The sequence below is a fragment of the Pseudalkalibacillus sp. Hm43 genome (assembly GCF_054170705.1).
The window spans coordinates 3,195,004-3,212,529 of sequence record NZ_CM135129.1 but is presented as its reverse complement, the minus strand read 5'-3'; the positions used below and the strand labels follow the sequence as shown (position 1 = coordinate 3,212,529).

Annotated in this window: 15 protein-coding genes; 4 read left to right on the top strand and 11 right to left on the bottom strand. The window is 44.3% G+C overall.

The features are described 5' to 3' along the window. Window positions 1-22: 22 nt before the first annotated feature. The 11 genes from ACXQIQ_RS16700 to ACXQIQ_RS16650 form a co-directional block, all read right to left on the bottom strand. Window positions 23-1,330 (bottom strand): lysine N(6)-hydroxylase/L-ornithine N(5)-oxygenase family protein, encoded by a 1,308-nt coding sequence (locus ACXQIQ_RS16700; RefSeq protein WP_439301251.1) that lies wholly within the window; start codon window positions 1,328-1,330, stop codon window positions 23-25. A gap of 114 nt (window positions 1,331-1,444) precedes the next feature. Further along, complete coding sequence (locus ACXQIQ_RS16695) at window positions 1,445-2,806, bottom strand: aspartate aminotransferase family protein (protein WP_439301252.1); 1,362 nt, start codon at window positions 2,804-2,806, stop codon at window positions 1,445-1,447. A 16-nt stretch (window positions 2,807-2,822) separates the two neighbouring features. After that, entirely contained in the window at window positions 2,823-4,289 is a 1,467-nt protein-coding gene (locus ACXQIQ_RS16690; protein ID WP_439301253.1) for a CoA-acylating methylmalonate-semialdehyde dehydrogenase, read from the bottom strand. Window positions 4,290-4,410: 121 nt separating this feature from the next. Continuing rightward, the gene (locus tag ACXQIQ_RS16685; RefSeq protein ID WP_439301254.1) at window positions 4,411-6,030 is read right to left on the bottom strand and encodes a PucR family transcriptional regulator; all 1,620 of its coding nucleotides are present in this window, start codon (window positions 6,028-6,030) and stop codon (window positions 4,411-4,413) included. Between the two features lie 65 nt (window positions 6,031-6,095). Further along, window positions 6,096-6,332 (bottom strand): hypothetical protein, encoded by a 237-nt coding sequence (locus ACXQIQ_RS16680; RefSeq protein WP_439301255.1) that lies wholly within the window; start codon window positions 6,330-6,332, stop codon window positions 6,096-6,098. Window positions 6,333-6,391: 59 nt separating this feature from the next. Further along, entirely contained in the window at window positions 6,392-6,595 is a 204-nt protein-coding gene (locus ACXQIQ_RS16675) for a MerR family transcriptional regulator (RefSeq protein WP_439301256.1), read from the bottom strand. A gap of 110 nt (window positions 6,596-6,705) precedes the next feature. After that, window positions 6,706-8,166, bottom strand: coding sequence for an NCS1 family transporter (locus ACXQIQ_RS16670; protein ID WP_439301257.1), 1,461 nt, complete (start codon window positions 8,164-8,166; stop codon window positions 6,706-6,708). 136 nt (window positions 8,167-8,302) lie between these two features. Continuing rightward, entirely contained in the window at window positions 8,303-9,718 is a 1,416-nt protein-coding gene (gene hydA, locus ACXQIQ_RS16665; RefSeq protein ID WP_439301258.1) for a dihydropyrimidinase, read from the bottom strand. A 31-nt stretch (window positions 9,719-9,749) separates the two neighbouring features. Further along, window positions 9,750-11,036 carry an NAD-dependent dihydropyrimidine dehydrogenase subunit PreA gene (gene preA / locus ACXQIQ_RS16660; RefSeq protein WP_439301259.1) on the bottom strand — a complete coding sequence of 429 codons (1,287 nt, stop codon included), beginning with the start codon at window positions 11,034-11,036 and terminating at the stop codon, window positions 9,750-9,752. 40 nt (window positions 11,037-11,076) lie between these two features. Continuing rightward, a complete protein-coding gene (locus tag ACXQIQ_RS16655; RefSeq protein ID WP_439301260.1) occupies window positions 11,077-12,444 on the bottom strand; it encodes an NAD(P)-dependent oxidoreductase in 1,368 nt (455 codons plus the stop codon). 167 nt (window positions 12,445-12,611) lie between these two features. After that, the gene (locus ACXQIQ_RS16650; protein WP_439301261.1) at window positions 12,612-13,502 is read right to left on the bottom strand and encodes a nitrilase-related carbon-nitrogen hydrolase; all 891 of its coding nucleotides are present in this window, start codon (window positions 13,500-13,502) and stop codon (window positions 12,612-12,614) included. Between the two features lie 441 nt (window positions 13,503-13,943). On the opposite strand from ACXQIQ_RS16650, the gene ACXQIQ_RS16645 reads away from it, so the two are divergent. The 4 genes from ACXQIQ_RS16645 to ACXQIQ_RS16630 all read left to right on the top strand — a co-directional run bounded on the left by ACXQIQ_RS16645 (window position 13,944) and on the right by ACXQIQ_RS16630 (window position 17,524). Then, window positions 13,944-14,378, top strand: coding sequence for a DMT family transporter (locus tag ACXQIQ_RS16645; protein WP_439301262.1), 435 nt, complete (start codon window positions 13,944-13,946; stop codon window positions 14,376-14,378). Between the two features lie 167 nt (window positions 14,379-14,545). Next, a complete protein-coding gene (locus ACXQIQ_RS16640) occupies window positions 14,546-16,105 on the top strand; it encodes a spore germination protein (protein ID WP_439301263.1) in 1,560 nt (519 codons plus the stop codon). 12 nt (window positions 16,106-16,117) lie between these two features. Then, complete coding sequence (locus ACXQIQ_RS16635) at window positions 16,118-17,275, top strand: Ger(x)C family spore germination protein (protein WP_439301264.1); 1,158 nt, start codon at window positions 16,118-16,120, stop codon at window positions 17,273-17,275. A gap of 12 nt (window positions 17,276-17,287) precedes the next feature. Continuing rightward, window positions 17,288-17,524 (top strand): hypothetical protein, encoded by a 237-nt coding sequence (locus tag ACXQIQ_RS16630; protein WP_439301265.1) that lies wholly within the window; start codon window positions 17,288-17,290, stop codon window positions 17,522-17,524. Window positions 17,525-17,526: the final 2 nt, after the last annotated feature.

Sequence of the window (17,526 nt, the reverse complement as noted above, 5' to 3'; positions counted from 1 at the left end):
ACTTTTGCCTGCTTTTCCAACCTTAGTATCTGTGGAATGTATTTGCGTCGAAGTTCTGGAACACGTGTTGGTCGTACATCGGGAATACTTCTTCACCTGTAAGATGATTGATGATGACTTTATTCCGATGCACAGCTAACCCTAGATTGGTCGATCCGACACCATGAGAGTGTGAAATGCCGCTATGGACATAGACTGGATTCGGGATATCCATCCGTAATCGATAGTCAGATTCCACCTCATATCTGCCTTTTTCATCCCATGAGATATAATCCTTCAAACCATTGACGAACGAAGGCACATTCGGGTGATAGCCCGTTCCGATGATGACAACCTCACTATCGATTGTAAAATCTTGCTCTTGCTGCCACTGGTTGCATTGCAGCTCATACGCTCCGTTTTTCTGCTCAATGCCAGTCACTTCTGTCATCGCTTGTAAACGAACTTTCATCTTTCGGCGAGAAACCGTGTTCTCATAGAGCAGATTATAGATATCCGTAACGGTATGTGAACTGATTCCTTTATACAATAGATCCTGTGTCGCAAAGATTTCGTCCTTCTGTTTTTGAGGAAACTCATAAAAATAATTCACATAATCTGGTGAAAATTGCTCGACGCTCAATTTCGATTCTTCCATCGTCAAGAAACTTTGGGAGCGCGTAATCCAGTTCAGCGTGTACTCGTGCTCCATATGATCCTTAAGAAGCTCGCGGAACACTTCTGCCGCACTTTGACCAGACCCAATGACTGTAATCGAATTCGCTTCCTTGCATCGATCTTGTCGATTTAAGTATTCTGCGGTATGGAAAACATCCTGATTTGAAAAACCTCGGAACGTTTTCGGAATGGAAGGCGTTCCCCCTGTACCCAGCACGAGATTTTTACTCTTATAAACGGATGTTTCTTCGGTATGTACGTCCAGTACCGTGACTAAGTAGATTTCATTTTGCTCATCATAATCCAGTTCAATGACTCTCTTACCAAAACTGCAGTTATTCAACTCTTTTGCGACCCATTGGCAATAATCGTTGTATTCCCGCCTCGGAATGTCCAGACGTTGTAAGAAGTAGAAGGGATACAAGCGATTTTCTTTCGCTAAATAGTTCAAGAAGCTGTATCGGCTCGTCGGGTCCGCAAGGGTGACGAGGTCAGCCATGAACGGTACTTGTAGCCTTGTCCCTACAATCAACATGCCCGGATGCCAATCAAATTCCGGCTTCTGTTCGAAAAAGAGTGAGTCGACTTCAGTTCGATCATCAATCAATGCCGCAAGGCTTAGATTGAATGGTCCTATTCCGACTCCTAATAAATCATATACATGGTCCTCCATAAAACTCCCACCTTTATATTTTCTATACTTAAGGTTATCGTTAAATTGTGTAAAATAAAAGTTTTCTAAACAAAAAAAAGACTGTGCTTTGTTTTCAAGCACAGTCTTTCCATCTTATTTCGTAAGGTCGTTCAAGGCGTTCGTCAATGTTTGAACAATGAAATCTAAATCTTCCTCCTCGATATTGAGCGGTGGTGACAAGGTCAAAACGTTGCTGTAGCCGTCAACCGTCACACCATTCTTCCCAATGATCAGCTTGTTCTTTTTACACGTCGCAATCACTTCATTCAGTTTACTTACTTCAAGAGGCTGTTTCGTTGCTTTATCCGCCACCATTTCAATACCGATCAGTAATCCTTTTCCTCTTACGTCACCCACATATGGATGGTTTTGAAGCTTTGTCTCCAAATCATTTTTCAGACGATCACCCAACTGTTGAGAACGGGCAAAAAGCTTCTCATTTTCCATGATTTCGATGTTCTTCAATGCTAATGCACATGCTGCCGGGTTGCCTCCAAACGTATTGATGTGCCGGAAATAATCATATTCTTCCGTTCCTTTGAATGCTTCATAAATTTCTTTCTTAACGGCAGTGGCCGATAATGGTAGATAAGCAGAGGTGATTCCCTTCGCCATCGTAACGATATCCGGCTGCACTCCGTAGTTCTGGAATCCGAATGGCGTTCCGGTACGTCCGAAACCACAGATGACTTCATCGACAATCAATAATGCACCGTGCTTCTCGCAAATCTCTTTTACCGCCTTCATATATCCATCTGGTGGAACGAGGATACCACCTCCAGTAATGATAGGCTCCATGATCATCGCCGCCACGGTTTCACTAAGCTCCCACGTCATCGTTCGGTCGACTTCCTGGACGCATGCCATATCATGCGCGTTCTCTATATCCGCATCCGGCATGCGATACGTATCAGGAGGGGAAACATGCAAGAATCCTGTTGCGAGTGGTTCATATTTATACTTACGTTGCGCCTGCCCTGTGGCTGCCAGGGATCCCATCGAGTTGCCGTGGTACGCCCGGTATCGCGATATGAATTTGTAACGGCTGTGCTCACCTCGTTGTTGATGGTATTGTCGAGCGATTTTGAACGCTGTTTCGTTCGCTTCTGAACCGCTATTGGAAAAGAAGATGACGTAATCTCCACCGAGCATTTCATTCAATTTCTCTGCAAGTTTGACTGCAGGGACATGACTGTGGGTCAGCGGGAAATACGCCATTTCTTTCAATTGCTCATAAGCCGCTTCCGCCAGTTCTGTCCTGCCATAACCGACATTGACACACCATAATCCTGCCATGGCATCCAAATAGCGGTCACCGTTGATGTCGGTCACCCAGGCCCCTTTGGAACTGGACACCACCATCGTCGTGTTCGGGTTGTGAGGCTTCATGGAATGCCAGACATACTGCTCATCTTTTTTCAAAACATCTTGTGTTTGATCGACTTGATGAACCATGGTACGCCCTCCTTTTTTAATACTCGAATCGAGATGTAATCATTTTCTTGCGTGTGTAAAAGTTGATCCCATCTTTTCCGTTGACATGGAGATCCCCGTAAAACGAGTCCTTCCATCCGGAGAATGGGAAGAAAGCCATTGTCGCTGGAACGCCGATATTGATCCCTAGCATGCCCGCATCTGCTTCTTCGCGGAATTTTCGTACAGCTGCGGCATCTTTTGTATAAAGAGTCGCCCCATTACCGAATCGTGACTTACGGAGATACTCAAGTCCACCATCCAAGTCTTCAGCGCGCAGCAAACTTAATACGGGCGCAAAAATCTCCTCTTTTGCAATCGTCATGTCTGGTGTAACATGATCAAAAATCGTTGGTCCAAGGAAATTCCCATCTTTCATGTCGGCCATTTCTCTTCGACCATCACGGATGAGATCGGCACCTTCATCCACACCTTTCTCAATGTAACCAAGTACCTTTTGACGATGAGCTTCTCGGATGATTGGCGTGAGAAGAACCTCTTCATCCATACCATTACCGATGGTCAACTCATCCGCTTTTTTGCGAAGAGCGTCTACGAACGGATCATTATCACCCACGACTACGACTGCGCTACACGCCATACAGCGCTGTCCGGCACTTCCAAAGGTTGAGCTGATGATATTTTGAACGGCTTTTTCCATATCTGCATCCGGCATGACGACGTGATGATTCTTTGCACCTGAAAGAGCTTGAACCCGCTTCCCTTCTTTCGCTGCCTGCTCGTAAACGTATTTGGCTACAGGCTGTGAACCGACGAATGAAATCGCCTTGATGTCTGGGTGTTCAAGGAGTCCATTCACAACGTCATGTGCGCCATGGACGATATTGAACACACCATCCGGGATGCCCGCTTCCGTCAAGAGTTCTCCGAGACGATTTGCCAAGATGGGCGTGCGTTCAGAAGGCTTCAAAACGAATGTATTTCCGCAAACGATTGCGAGCGGGAACATCCATAGTGGAACCATCATCGGGAAGTTGAAAGGCGTGATTCCACCGACGACACCAAGTGGATAACGGAACATTTCAGAATCGATTTCTTCTGCAATATTGGACAACGTTTCTCCCATCAAATGAGTAGGTGCACCGGCTGCAAATTCTACACATTCGATGCCACGTTGTATTTCACCGTATGCTTCTTTATAGGCTTTCCCGTTTTCCTGCACAATCAAGCGCGCGAGCTCTTCATGGTTCTCAGTCAGAAGGTAATGGAATTTATACATGACACGTGCGCGTTTCGGAACCGGGACGTTCTTCCATGATTGGAACGCTGTATTTGCAGCCTTCACTGCTCCATCGAGATCTTTTTTATTCGAGATGGGCACTCTGGCCAATAATTCACCCGTTGCAGGATTCGGTACTTCTAATGTGTCAGACCCAGATGATGCTACCCACTGTCCATTGATATAGTTTTTCAACTCTTTCGTATCGCTTTTCGTTACCGTCATTTCACTTACGCCTCCTTTAAAAATCGAAAGACTTTCTTTCATTATCTAAAATTTGGCATCCTGATACATTAGACATAATGTAAAATCATCACTTCTTACTTCAACACATACTGCCCAATCCTTAACTCATCACCTGATCATCTGTTTTGACATTTTGCTCATTTCCAGATCCGTTCAGGTACTCATGGGCGAATAGCATCAATTCAATGGCAAGACGTTTTTCAGAATTAGACATAAAATCTTCTCCGAGCAATTTTTCCAACTTCTCAATTCGGTAATAGAGCGTTTGACGTACGACATAAAGTTGTTTGGCCGTTTCTTTCTTCGATCCATTACAAGAAAGATACACCTTCAACGTTTGTAGCAATTTACCGTTATACTTCCGGTCGTATTCAATGACTGGTTGCAAGTATTCCGAAATCATCTCCTGAAATTCATTCTGCGTTTTAAATAGACTGATGACACGATGCATATGTAAGTCTTCATAATACATACATAACCGATCCGGTTGGATCTTCTTTTGGAGTTTTAGTGTTTCTGAAGCCGTTAGATAGGCGGTTCCAACCTTATTCAAATGCTCTGTATATTGTCCTACCGCTATCCTCTTGATTTGGAAAGCATGTTTTTTTAGAAAATCGGTGTTCATCACCCGGTCCATTCCTTGACTTAAACGTTGTTTCCACGCTCCGTCTCCTCTTAGATTCAAAAGGATGTAAACCGCATAACCATGCCGATCGGTCGAAATGAGATGAAACCCTTGCTGTTCAAAAATGGAACGGATGAAGAGGTTCAAGTACGTTCGATCCGAATTGGAGATGCTAGGTGGCAATTTACAAATGGCTACCGTTGCACCATAGACTTTCATTTTCCCTTCGTAATAGACGAGATTGACTAATGATTCCTGCTCGCTGTACTCACCATCCACCCATCTCGTAATCCATTCGTTTTTTTCCGTTCTTCTTTTTTCTTCTACATACAGCTCTCGTAAGAACAGTTGGGCAAGTGCAGTTGTCGTCCGATCCAATATGAGCAGATCGAATTCGTTGATTTCTCTTTCGGTTGAGAACAGAAAGAGTTCTCCGAAGTGACGCTCCATCACATTCACAGGACGTTTAGCGACAAACGGGGAGTCATAGGGCAGCTGTTGCAGGGCTTCCCGGCTCTTCCGTTCTTCATTCACTTCGGGTACATAGAGATCCTTTTCATCGGACGTCTTCATAATGACTTGCAAACCCGTATACTCGTGCATCAGCTTCAGCATTTCTTGACTGTTTTCAATCGTTAACAGCTTTTGGTTGAGTTTAAGAGAATATTGTTCAAGGTCCTGTATCGTCTGGTAGTGCTGGTTGATCAACTGCGCATGGATATCCTGGGTAATGTTGACGAATTGGACTTCCTCCATGAAAAGAATGATCGGAAATCGATTGCGGTCAGCAAGTTCGATGACACTTTCCGGTATCGTTGAAGTATACGTTCCGATTTCGATGCACAAACCCGCTGCTCCGCAATCAATCAATTGTTGTAAGAAATCCAATAATAAATCATCGTTTTCTTTCCAAACGATTCCCGTCGATAAAATCAGTTCGTTCCCATTCAAAAGCTTTTTGATGTTCGGCACTTCGACGACATGAACCCACTTCACCTGTCGAGTAAGTCCTTCAAATCCAGCAATCACCTTTGTCTTTTCAAAGTGTTTACGGTTCAATATATCCTTCACTGCTAAACTCGATTGGTGCTGCACGATAGGAACACTCCGATCTTTTTGAAGCGAGAATTTTAGGATATTCAGTAGATCACTTTTGTTACTCAGGAACTGTTCATTGGCAGATACTTTTCCAAGATATTCAGCATGCGGTTGAAAGAATCCTGCTCGTGAAAATCGTCAGAATGCCAATTCCTGAAAATCCATGTCGCCAATTCCTGGGGGGTATTGAAGAATTCACCACTCGAGTCTGCCTTACGAAGCATATAACGGCCGTTATCCTCATCAATGACCACTTCACATGGAAACACACTTTCTTTGCACTTCAAGGAAAACTCCATCGAAGTTCCTCCTTTTCGTTTTCAGAGCACCGGTTCTAAAAACTCACATACAAGTATCCTTATTTTTGATGGAATAGCAGATTTGAGAAGTACTTTCTTCCATCAGCTGTTTTGATATGGAGGATGTCGGTATCGTCTTTTCCTTTTTCAAAAGTGACGAAAGCGCCGCTCAAATTCTCCTTCACATCTTTAATCTTGTACCCCTTTTCAAGCATCAAGTCGATCTGTTCCCTTTCCAAGACATACTCTGCATATTCGGTCAACTCAGCTCCTCCTCTTCCAATCTCTTATCTGCAGCTCCTGGTTCGGAGAGTTGGTTCCGCCTCCTTTTACAGAAGCTGCATACAAGAGGTAAGTTCAAAGATACATAGTTTTACTTTGCGTCCTTCAATTTCACCGGAACCTTTTCATCATCCAAATTCCAATTGCGCCCTACCGTAATGCCGAGGAATCGTTCATCACTCGGATCTTCAATTTCCGCTTGCTTATATTTGTTGAAATACCAATACTTACAAAGGACGTAGTAGCATGCGCCCCCTAAGATGAAACCGATGAGGAAAGAGTAGCTTGGATAGAAGTAGGAAACGACTGCACCTACTACCCAGGAAATGAAACCGGCGATGTTCACCCCACCAGCATATTTAAATTGGCCTTCTGATTTATAAAGATCGTACACATTCACTCTACGTTTTCTCAATAAGTAATAGTCAGCGAATAGGATACCGACAATGGCGGACAGAATTCCACCAACAATCAGCAAGACAGGGATGATGATGCCGAACAAACTCCATGGCTGGACGACTGTCCCGACGACTCCAGCTGCGAAAACCCCTGCCCAAAACGGGAACTTAGGACCTCCGACATTGGAGAAAATTGTAGCGGCGGGAACGATATTCGCCGATATGTTCGTCGACCATTGAGCAAGGACAATCATGAGTAGTAAGACGCCAAGTACAACACCAGTTGCGGTCTCTTGGAGAGCAATGACCGGGTCATAATTTTGCACAGCGATATATGCTACCGCACCGATGATGATCATGAAAGTCTGGGTCAGAGGCAAAGCTATTAAACTACCGATGATGGCTCCTTTGTTACGTTTAAACCAATTCCGTTCAAAGCTCGGTGCTTTGATGAAGCGGGAGATGGAAGGTATATCTGCTGACAAGGTTGCCCAGAAGCCCATATTACTGAAGATGACAACTAAGAATGCCGTAAACGCTTCAGCTCCTGTCACCGGGTTCTCTGTCCACGTCCATACATTTCGACCTTCTGCTGCTGCAGTACCGGATAGCTCCAAGAACATCCAAATGGAAATCAGGATGATTGTCGGAGCTGCCATATCGGCAAAGCGTTCTACCGCCTTGATTCCGAGTGCTGTATTCAACAACTGAACGAAAGCGAAAATGAAGAAACAAGCAAGCCAGTTGTTGAACTCAAACAACATGCCCAAAATTCCGTTCATAGCAGTCGCACCAAAATACGTATTGATCCCGAACCACATGGATGCAGCTACGCCACGAACAATGGACGGAATGTGCGTACCCATCGTACCGAATGGCGCACGCATATAGACCGGAAAGGAAAGCCCATGTTCAATACCGATATCCGCAATCAAAGCGATGAACAATCCTATCGCAACCGATCCGATGATGGTCCCTAAAATGACCAGTGGCAGTGGAAGCGAAATGACGCCCGCTCCACCGATTGCAAATGTCGCAAGAACCACAACCATACCGACCCACATGAAGGAAAAGCCAAGTGTTGTAATCTTTCTTCCGTCCTGACCAATCGGTAATAGGTCAGGGGATTTCAAATAACTTTCTCTTTTACTCAATACAATCACTCCTTATACCCTTTCTCAACTGCAACCGGCGTGCACGGTTGTGACCCCAAAAGCGAAGCACATGACTCGGGCTTTCAGGGTCACTCCCCCTCCTTTCTACTCAACTTTTAATCGCTATGGACATGTATCAAATGGTCAGCTTATCATCAACTGGATTCAACAGTTGATTATAGCGTGCACGCTTCAAATAGTTCCCTTTCCCAGGTTTTCCGACGAACTTCTTATCCTTGATGACAAACTCACCTCGAGAGAGGACAGAAACCGGCTCTCCAGTCACTTTCATTCCTTCGAATGCGTTGTAATCGACCGCCATATGATGGGTCTTCGCTGAAATCGTCCGCTCCACATTCGGGTCGAAAATGACGAGATCCGCATCCGCTCCAACTGTGATGGTACCCTTCTTAGGGAACATGCCGAACAGCTTTGCATTCCGGGTAGACATGATGTCTACGAACTGGTTCAGCGTAATTCTTCCTTTTTTGACGCCTTCTGAGAAGAGAATGGATACGCGATCCTCAATCATCGGTCCTCCGTTCGGGATTTTCGAGAAGTCTCCTTTACCAAGATCCTTTTGTCCTTTGAAGTCGAACGAGCATTGGTCCGAGCCGAGCGTCTGTAATTGACCGTTTTTCAACGCATTCCAAAGGACATCCTGGTTCCACTTTTCTCTCAGTGGAGGAGACCAGACATACTTCGCCCCTTCGAAATTCGGTTTCTCAAGGTACGTTTGATCCAACACTAAATACTGAGGGCATGTTTCTCCCCAAACGTCGTATCCTTTGTTTCGTGCTTCTGCAATTTTGTACACAGCTTCTGCACAAGAGACATGGACAACATAAAGTTGCGAATGAGCAAGGCCCGTCAATTGAGCGGCTCTTCCAGTCGCTTCCCCTTCTACTTCAGGTGGTCGGGTTAGTGCATGATAAATTGGATCGGTATTGCCTTTATCCAATGCTTCCTTGATCAGATAATCGATGACATCCCCATTTTCCGCATGTACCATGACGAGACCACCTTGTTCTTTTGCCATGACAAGCGTGCGGTACAACGTTTCATCATCCGCTTGGAATACATTCTTATACGCCATGAAAACTTTGAAGGAAGTGATCCCTTCTTTGTCCATGATGGTTGGAAGCTGATTCAACACGTCTTGATTCAACTCAGAAATCATCAGATGGAAGCTGTAGTCGATGACCGCTTTGTCTTTAGATTTTTCATGCCAAACATCAATGGCGTTTTGGAGGGGTTCTCCTTTATTGGTGAGACAGAAGTCGATAACAGTTGTTGTCCCACCAAAAGCGGCCGCCATCGTTCCTGTTTCAAAATCGTCCTTTGAAACGGTCCCACCAAATGGCATTTCCAGATGGGTATGCGGGTCGATGCCACCAGGGAACACATAACATCCCTTTGCATCAATGATCTCTGCTCCTTGGGTATCTAGATTTTCACCGATGGCTACTATACGTTCATTTTCAATCATAATTTCTGCACAATACGTATCTGAAGCAGTGACAATCGTTCCGTTTTTAATGATTTTTTTCATTTTTTCAGGCTCCTTTCAAAAATGAATGAAGTTATTTGACGATGTTCGCTTTTCCATCCTGAACGCCACTAAGGATTGCTTGACGTTCGTTCCAGGTCATTGGCGGGTGTTCACTTTCGATCTCAATCATATCGATCGCACCATCGACTGGACACACAATCGAGCAAAGGTTACAACCGACACAGTCCTCTTCTCTTACTTCCAAATAGGCGTTTCCATGTCCATCCTGCAGCATATCGATACATTGATGAGATGTATCCTCACAGGCGATATGGCATTTGTTACAGTTGATGCAAACATCATTATTGATTCGCGCAACGATTTTGTAGTTAAGATCGAGATTTCCCCAGTCGGAATATTTCGGTACTGATTGCCCAACAAGATCGCGTGCTGAAGCAATCCCTTTCTCATCAAGGTAGTTGTTCATACCATCGATCATATCTTCAACAATCCGGAATCCATGGTGCATGGCAGCTGTACAAACTTGAACGTTTGAAGCTCCCATAAGCATGAACTCGACCGCATTTTGCCAATTGGACACACCGCCCATACCTGAGATCGGTACGTTGATGCGTGGATGACGTGCACATTCTCCGACCATGTTCAAGGCAATCGGCTTAACGGCCGGACCACAATATCCACCATGTGCACCTTTCCCGCCGACATGCGGAATCGTATTCCACGAGTCAAGATCGACTCCAGCCAGGCTGTTGATCGTATTGATCATACTGACCGCGTCTGCTCCTCCGCGAACGGCGGCTTCAGCGGTTGCGGTAATGTCGGTGATATTCGGTGTCAATTTTACAATGACGGGTGTCTGGGCAGCTTCCTTCGCCCAATACGTCTGCTTCTCCACAAGTTCAGGAACTTGACCAGAAGCCGATCCCATTCCTCTCTCAGCCATTCCGTGCGGACATCCGAAGTTCAGCTCGAGTCCATCGACCCCGACTTCTTCGACCTTTTTGACGATTTCATGCCATTTCTCTTGTTTTGGCTCTACCATTAAAGAAGCTACGACCGCATGGTTCGGAAACCTTTTCTTTGTTTCATAGATTTCCTTCAGATTGACTTCCAGTGGCCGGTCTGTAATCAACTCGATGTTATTGAAACCCGCTACCCGCTGCCCATTGAAACTGACCGCTGCAAATCGGGATGTGACGTTCAAAATCGGTTCTCCAAGCGTTTTCCAAACTGCTCCGCCCCATCCAGCTTCAAATGCCCGTTGGACTTGATAACCGGAATTCGTCGGTGGTGCCGATGCGAGCCAAAATGGGTTTGGAGATTCAATGCCAGCTAAGCTCGTTCGTAAATCTGCCATTCATATACGCCCCTTTCTTCTCTCGGTTCATTCACTTCCTCTATACGGTCAACGATTCTTGTTTATATTGCTGATGGATGGCGTATGCCACTTTTTTCCCTTGTTGGGCCGCAGTCACGACCATCGCTTCACCTTTTCCTTTACCAAAGACCAAGTCTCCACAAGCGAACACTTTCGGATTCGACGTGCGATATGTTTCAGAAACTTGGACGACGCCATCGGCATGCTCTAATTCGAATTGTTCGATCAGACTGAGATGTCGTGTTTGACCAATCGCTTTGATGACCGCGTCGACTGGAATCATGAAATTCGATCCTTCTACCGGTTTTGGTCGTCTTCTTCCGTCTGTTCCTGGTTCACCAAGTTCCATCCTCATACATTCGATCGCCCGGACTTTTCCACCAGCATCTCCATGAATCTTGACCGGTTGGGTCAGCCATCTGAACTCCACGCCATCCTGCTTTGCGAATTCATATTCGAAATCATAAGCCGTCATTTCTTCATGCGTCCTTCGATAGAGGATTTTGACATTTTCAGCACCCAATCGAACAGAACAGGTTGCACCGTCAATCGCGGTATTTCCTGCGCCGATGACCACAACATTTTTTCCGACGAATTGGTCGGTGAGTGGTTTGGTTTTCGTATCTTTCACAAACTCAATCGCATCATAGACACCATCGAGTTCTTCTCCTTCAATACCAAGGTTCGGTACAGAGGACATCCCGACAGCCATAACGACTCGATCATAATTGGAAAGAATCTCTTCAGCCGGTATATCCTTACCGACAGCTGTATTCGTCTTGATTTTGACATCGAGACCCTTTACTTGATCGACTTCCCAATACGAGATTTTTTGCGGTAGACGGAAGGATACGATTCCATACGTATTCAAGCCTCCAGCTTGCTCTGAAGCTTCGTAGATCGTCACATCGTATCCAAGACGAGCCAGTTCACGAGCTGAAGAAAGCCCTGCAGGTCCTCCTCCAATGACCGCAACGTTTTTACCATTGCTCTTACCTTTTTGAAAAAGAACCTGGTCATTCTGAATCGCCCAATCTGTGGCGTGTCGTTGAAGGTTACCGATCATGATGGGTTTCGTAGAATGATTCAGAACGCATGCCCCTTCACAAAGCTCATCAGTCGGACAAACCCTCGCACAACTCGCTCCGACAGGATTGGCGTCCATAATCGTTGTCGCAGAACCTTTCATGTTCCCAGAGGCGATTTTCTTGATGAACTTCGGAATATCGATCCCTGTCGGACAAGCTGTAATGCATGGTGCATCATAGCAATACAGGCAGCGGTTCGCTTCTTCAACCGCTTCCCTGTTCGTCAAAGCTGGCTCAACTTCATTAAAATTACGGGACAAATCAGTCAATGAAATATGGAATTTATCCGTATTCGGCAATTGTAAGGCCCCCTTTAGGAGTAGTCTCGTTTATCCATTCTTTCGTCATGTAAAATTAAGAAGCTGACTTGATCTTTGAGTAAACCATCACACACCTTTAAAGAAACTGACGTATTGTCATGGTGTGAAGGAAGTCTCTGCTTAGAAAAAGTCAGCTTACGATTTACTTATGGTAGTAATGCCGTCATTTCTCCATATGTTTCTGGTCGACGGTCACGATAAAATTGCCATAAATCCCGTACTTCACGTATCATTTTCTTATTCATTTCACCAATGATTACTTCATCCTGATCACGACTGCCCATCGCAACAAAACTTCCTCGAGGGTCTACGAGGTAAGATTGTCCATAAAATTCTCCCATATTCCAGGGACCTTCTGTGCCGACACGATTGATCGCCCCGAGGTAATATCCGTTGGCGACCGCGTGTGCAGGTTGCTCAAGCTTCCAAAGATATTCAGACAACCCTGCGACTGTTGCTGATGGATTGAAGACCACCTCAGCCCCTTTCAATCCAAGGAGTCGTGCTCCTTCAGGAAAATGACGGTCATAACAAATATAGACACCCACTTTTGCGAATGCGGTATCAAATACCGGGTAGCCCATGTTCCCCGGCTTGAAATAGTATTTTTCCCAGAATCCGCAGCCTTCGTCTCCTACTTTTACATGAGGGATGTGCTGTTTTCTGTATTTTCCAAGGTAGGATCCATCTGCATCAATGACAGCAGCCGTATTGTAATAGGTTGCGATGCCTTCTCGTTCATAGATGGGAAGGACGATGACGACACCTAACTCCCGGGCAAGTGACATGAATTGTGCAGTGGTTGGTCCGTTTGGAATTTCTTCAGCAGAGTCATACCATTTCGAATTTTGTTCTGCGCAAAAATAAGGACCATAAAAGATCTCCTGCAAGCAGATGATCTGCGCACCTTTCTCGGCAGCTTCCCGAACCAGTTTAATGTGCTTTTCAATCGATTTTTCCTTATGAACAGATACCGGCTCATTCCCGTCTACGTCATGTTTTGCCTGGATCAACCCAATCTTCACTAAATCTGACATTCACAATTCCTCCTTTAAAAATCTGAATTGATATGTAGTGTTTCATTGAAAACATGCTATTTTGACAGAATTATTTGAATCTTAAGTCTATTTTACGATGTCGAAAGAAAGTTTACATTTGACATAGTGTCAAAAAATGATTTTAGCTTGTTGTTCATTCTGTAAAAGTCGATGGATAAAAATGGGGAATTATGGGCTAATTGATGATGATTTTCAGTGGTGATGGGGTGGTGTGGTTTCGCCTGGTTAGATGTAGAAACAGGCTCTGTAAAGCAAAACATATCATACCTATTCTGAGAAGATTGTAGAAATTTTTCCGAAATAAACTGTTTTTTTGTCGTTTCGTTCATTTTTGATGAAATGCTCTCCCTCTTTTTAACTTTGTGTTAAAGTTAGAAGAAAATTGTACCATTTCTACCGGGGATAGGAGATGTTCGTGCAATGAACTGGATCATTATCATAACCGTATTCATGGGCGGTGTGGCGGTCGCTGTCCAAGCAAGCATAAACGGTGGACTCGGAAAACAGATCGGTGTTATTGAAGGTGCATTCCTGTCATTTTTGATTGGGACAGTTTCGCTGCTGATCATTATGCTTGTCTTTGGAAAGGGGAATATCCTCCAAGCAAGCACGGTTCCAAAGTGGCAACTTACCGGAGGAATCCTTGGAGCATTCTATGTATATACGATGGTCTTATCAGTGCCAAGAATTGGCGTAGCTGCTGTTCTGGTCACTGTGATCGCCGCTCAACTTATCGCAAGTTCTTTAATCGATCATTTCGGACTTCTAGGTGTTAAACAGATCCCGATTGATGGTCAACGGATATTCGGCTTCATCTTATTACTTGCAGCGCTCTTTTTCATAACAAAAAAATAATAATACATATCTAAAGGGAGCCCTAAGCTTAAGGGCTCTTTTTTTATTGGCGGTTTTCGTAAATTCTGTTGATCTTGATTTCCGATCTAGGTGCTCGAAATGCATACTTGTTTCAAATATTTGGAAGGATAATCAGTAACGTTATGTATGGTAAAGGAGCTTTTCTAATGAGACTGAGACGACATTGGCAAAAGCAAGCGAAACAAAACCAGAAGGATTCTAACAACTCTAATACTAATCAGGAAAAAACCGAACTCTCAACGGACCTGAAAAAAAACGAAACGGCCTTGAAGGATATATTTGTAGATTGCCAGGACATCGTCTATCACACGTATCAATATAGTAAAGAGTTCAAAGAACAGGCTTTGGTCGTTTTCTGTGAAACGATTGTACAGAATGAAAAGGCGAATCTATTGAAAGAGGTCATGCAAGACCTCGTGACCCATGAAGTCGGTCCAGCAACTGAAGTAGACCTATTTGATGTCAAACGGTTCTTCATCAAACATGGTGTAAGTTCTCGAGCTTTTGAATTGGTCGAAATGCAAGAAGAAGTCCGCGACAAGATACTTGAAGGTCATATCGTCATCCTTTTCCATAATTGGAACAAAGCATTGGCCTTCGATGTGTTTTCAGTCGAAAAGAGATCGGTTGGCGAGCCTCAGAATGAAGTGTCGATCATCGGTCCACGCGAAGGTACGATCGAAAATCTGACAAAGAACATCGGGCTGATTCGGTCACGGTTGAAAACCGAGAAATTGAAATTTACGATAAAAAATCTCGGAAACAATACAAAATCGAAAGCTGCCTATGCTTACCTGGAAGGCGCTGTACCAGAAGATACGTTAAAAGAGTTCAAAAAGAAATTTGAAAAAGTCAATGAAGAAGAAATTCTGGAAACCTCCTATTTCGCTGAGCTTTTTGAAGACTCGACGTTTTCTCCTTTTCCGCAATATCGGACGACCGAACGACCGGATGTTGCCGTATCAGCTTTATTAGAAGGGAAAATCATCGCCTTATTGGACGGGACACCGACCATTTTGATTTGTCCTGGCTTATTTACGGAGTTTTTCCAATCCCCTTCTGATTATTATCAAAGAACGATTTTTTCATCACTGATCCGCTCGCTTCGGATTATCGGCTTCATTATCAGTCTGACGTTACCGAGTATTTATATCGCTTTGTCCACTTTCCATACCGAATTGATCCCAACCGTGTTGTTGATGGCGATCTTGGATACACGTGAAGGCATGCCTTTTCCAGCCTTAGTAGAAGCACTTATCATGATCTTCTTTTTCGAATTGCTCCAAGAAGCGGGGTTACGGTTGCCCAGACCGATCGGTTCAGCAGTCAGTATTGTCGGTGCTTTGGTCATTGGAGACGCAGCCATCAATGCCGGAATCGCGTCTCCAATGATGGTCGTAGTTGTCGCACTGACAGGGATTGCGTCTTTCTCAATCCCACAATACGACTTTGGGACGTCCGCACGTATTCTCCGAATACCATTGATGTTTGCTGCCGCGGTATTGGGCGGATTCGGATTGATGATCGGTTTTCTGCTCATCTACTTACATTTAGCTGGTCTACGTTCATTGGGGCAGCCGTATTTCGCACCGCTTGGTCCTATCCGAAGAGGTGTGTTATACGAATTCCTTTTCCGCTCACCATTATCAGTTCAATTAAGACGACATCAACGTGATGATTTAAGCCCGAATTCCAAAATGAAATAAGGTGTTTTAGTGATGTATTGTAGAAAGTGGATTGCCATATGTTTGTTGTTCAGCTCCACTTTTTTATTAAGCGGATGCTGGGATCATAAAGAATTGCCGATTTATGGTTTCGTTCAAGCGATTGCTCTTGATCTTTCTGAGGAAAATGAGAACATGCTTGAATTGACAACTCAATTCATCAAACCTGCCCCCAAGATCGGAAGTGCAGGCGGAGGTGGCGATAAAGCGTTCGTAAACATTGAAACCCGTGGTGACAGCGCATTTGAAGCGATCCGAGATATTACGAATCGTTTAGGTCGAAAAGCTCAATGGAGTCACACGAGAATCATCTTAATCAGTGACGAACTAGCAGAATCTAGGCATATCGGTGAGATGCTCGAATTTTTCTATCGAGATCATGAGCCCCGTCTGTTGATCAATGTAGGGGTTACAGAAGGAAAAGCGAAAGAATATTTGGAAGGCAAACCGTTTATTGAAAACACGATGAGTCAACAATTGAAAGAAGTAGGTAAAGCTGCACACAGATTCAGTTCCAAAACAATGGAAGTGAACCTTTTATCATTAGGTAGGCAAATGAACAGCGAATTACAAACGAGCAAAATGCCCTACTATAAACAATCTGAGGAAGGTGAGCCTTTTGTATCTGGACTTGCCACTTTTCGAAAGGGAAAAATGACCGGGCAAATTACTCCACTCCAAACGGAAGCATTGCTCATGCTGTTGAACGAATATGGATCCGGTATCGTTGAAATACCTTGTAAGAATGATGCTGGATTAAAGGAAACCGTTGAAGTAGCCAGTGCTAAAACTAAAATGAACACTCAAGCTAAGGAGCAGGAAACTTCCGTCCAGATTGCCATCACGCTTGAGGGAAGTATCGGTGAATTGAAATGCACGTCAATTGATAAAAGTGAAAAGGTCGATCAATACAACAAAAAAGTGGAGAAAGTCGTCTTAGACAATGTGGAACAAACACTTAAACAGATACAAGAGGATCAAATCGACCTAATCGGCCTTGGGAATGAAATCTATCGTAAGGATCCGAAACAATGGATGAAGATCAAAAAAGAGTGGCCACAAATTTTCAGTAAAGTGGATTTCGATGTCAAAGTGAGCATGAACATCGTTAACTCCGGAGCAGACATTGGCAAACCATTTTTTAAAGAATAAGAGGTGTTGAGGATGTCCGAACACATAATCATTATGGTGATTGTCTACCTGCTATTGGGGTATACCCGTCTATTGGATCGGACGAAGCATCAACGTAAAGAAAACATCTTTTATATGGGTGTCCTTCTCCTCTCCTTCTATTTAAGCCTTCTGTTCGTTACAGGGACAGATGGATTTAACTTAAATGACCTTTTGGATTGGCCATTCGAGATGCCCGCCAGGGGAATATTGAAATTTTTCACCTCTTAAAA

Excerpts from the sequence above, each read along its gene's own strand:
- ACXQIQ_RS16645 (WP_439301262.1), top strand. The coding sequence starts at position 13,944 with ATGAACTGGATCATTATCATAACCGTATTCATGGGCGGTGTGGCGGTC.
- ACXQIQ_RS16630 (WP_439301265.1), top strand. The coding sequence starts at position 17,288 with ATGTCCGAACACATAATCATTATGGTGATTGTCTACCTGCTATTGGGG.
- ACXQIQ_RS16635 (WP_439301264.1), top strand. The coding sequence starts at position 16,118 with ATGTATTGTAGAAAGTGGATTGCCATATGTTTGTTGTTCAGCTCCACT.
- ACXQIQ_RS16695 (WP_439301252.1), bottom strand. The coding sequence starts at position 2,806 with ATGGTTCATCAAGTCGATCAAACACAAGATGTTTTGAAAAAAGATGAG.
- ACXQIQ_RS16650 (WP_439301261.1), bottom strand. The coding sequence starts at position 13,502 with ATGTCAGATTTAGTGAAGATTGGGTTGATCCAGGCAAAACATGACGTA.
- ACXQIQ_RS16700 (WP_439301251.1), bottom strand. The coding sequence starts at position 1,330 with ATGGAGGACCATGTATATGATTTATTAGGAGTCGGAATAGGACCATTC.
- preA (WP_439301259.1), bottom strand. The coding sequence starts at position 11,036 with ATGGCAGATTTACGAACGAGCTTAGCTGGCATTGAATCTCCAAACCCA.
- ACXQIQ_RS16680 (WP_439301255.1), bottom strand. The coding sequence starts at position 6,332 with ATGGAGTTTTCCTTGAAGTGCAAAGAAAGTGTGTTTCCATGTGAAGTG.
- ACXQIQ_RS16690 (WP_439301253.1), bottom strand. The coding sequence starts at position 4,289 with ATGACGGTAACGAAAAGCGATACGAAAGAGTTGAAAAACTATATCAAT.
- hydA (WP_439301258.1), bottom strand. The coding sequence starts at position 9,718 with ATGAAAAAAATCATTAAAAACGGAACGATTGTCACTGCTTCAGATACG.
- ACXQIQ_RS16640 (WP_439301263.1), top strand. The coding sequence starts at position 14,546 with ATGAGACTGAGACGACATTGGCAAAAGCAAGCGAAACAAAACCAGAAG.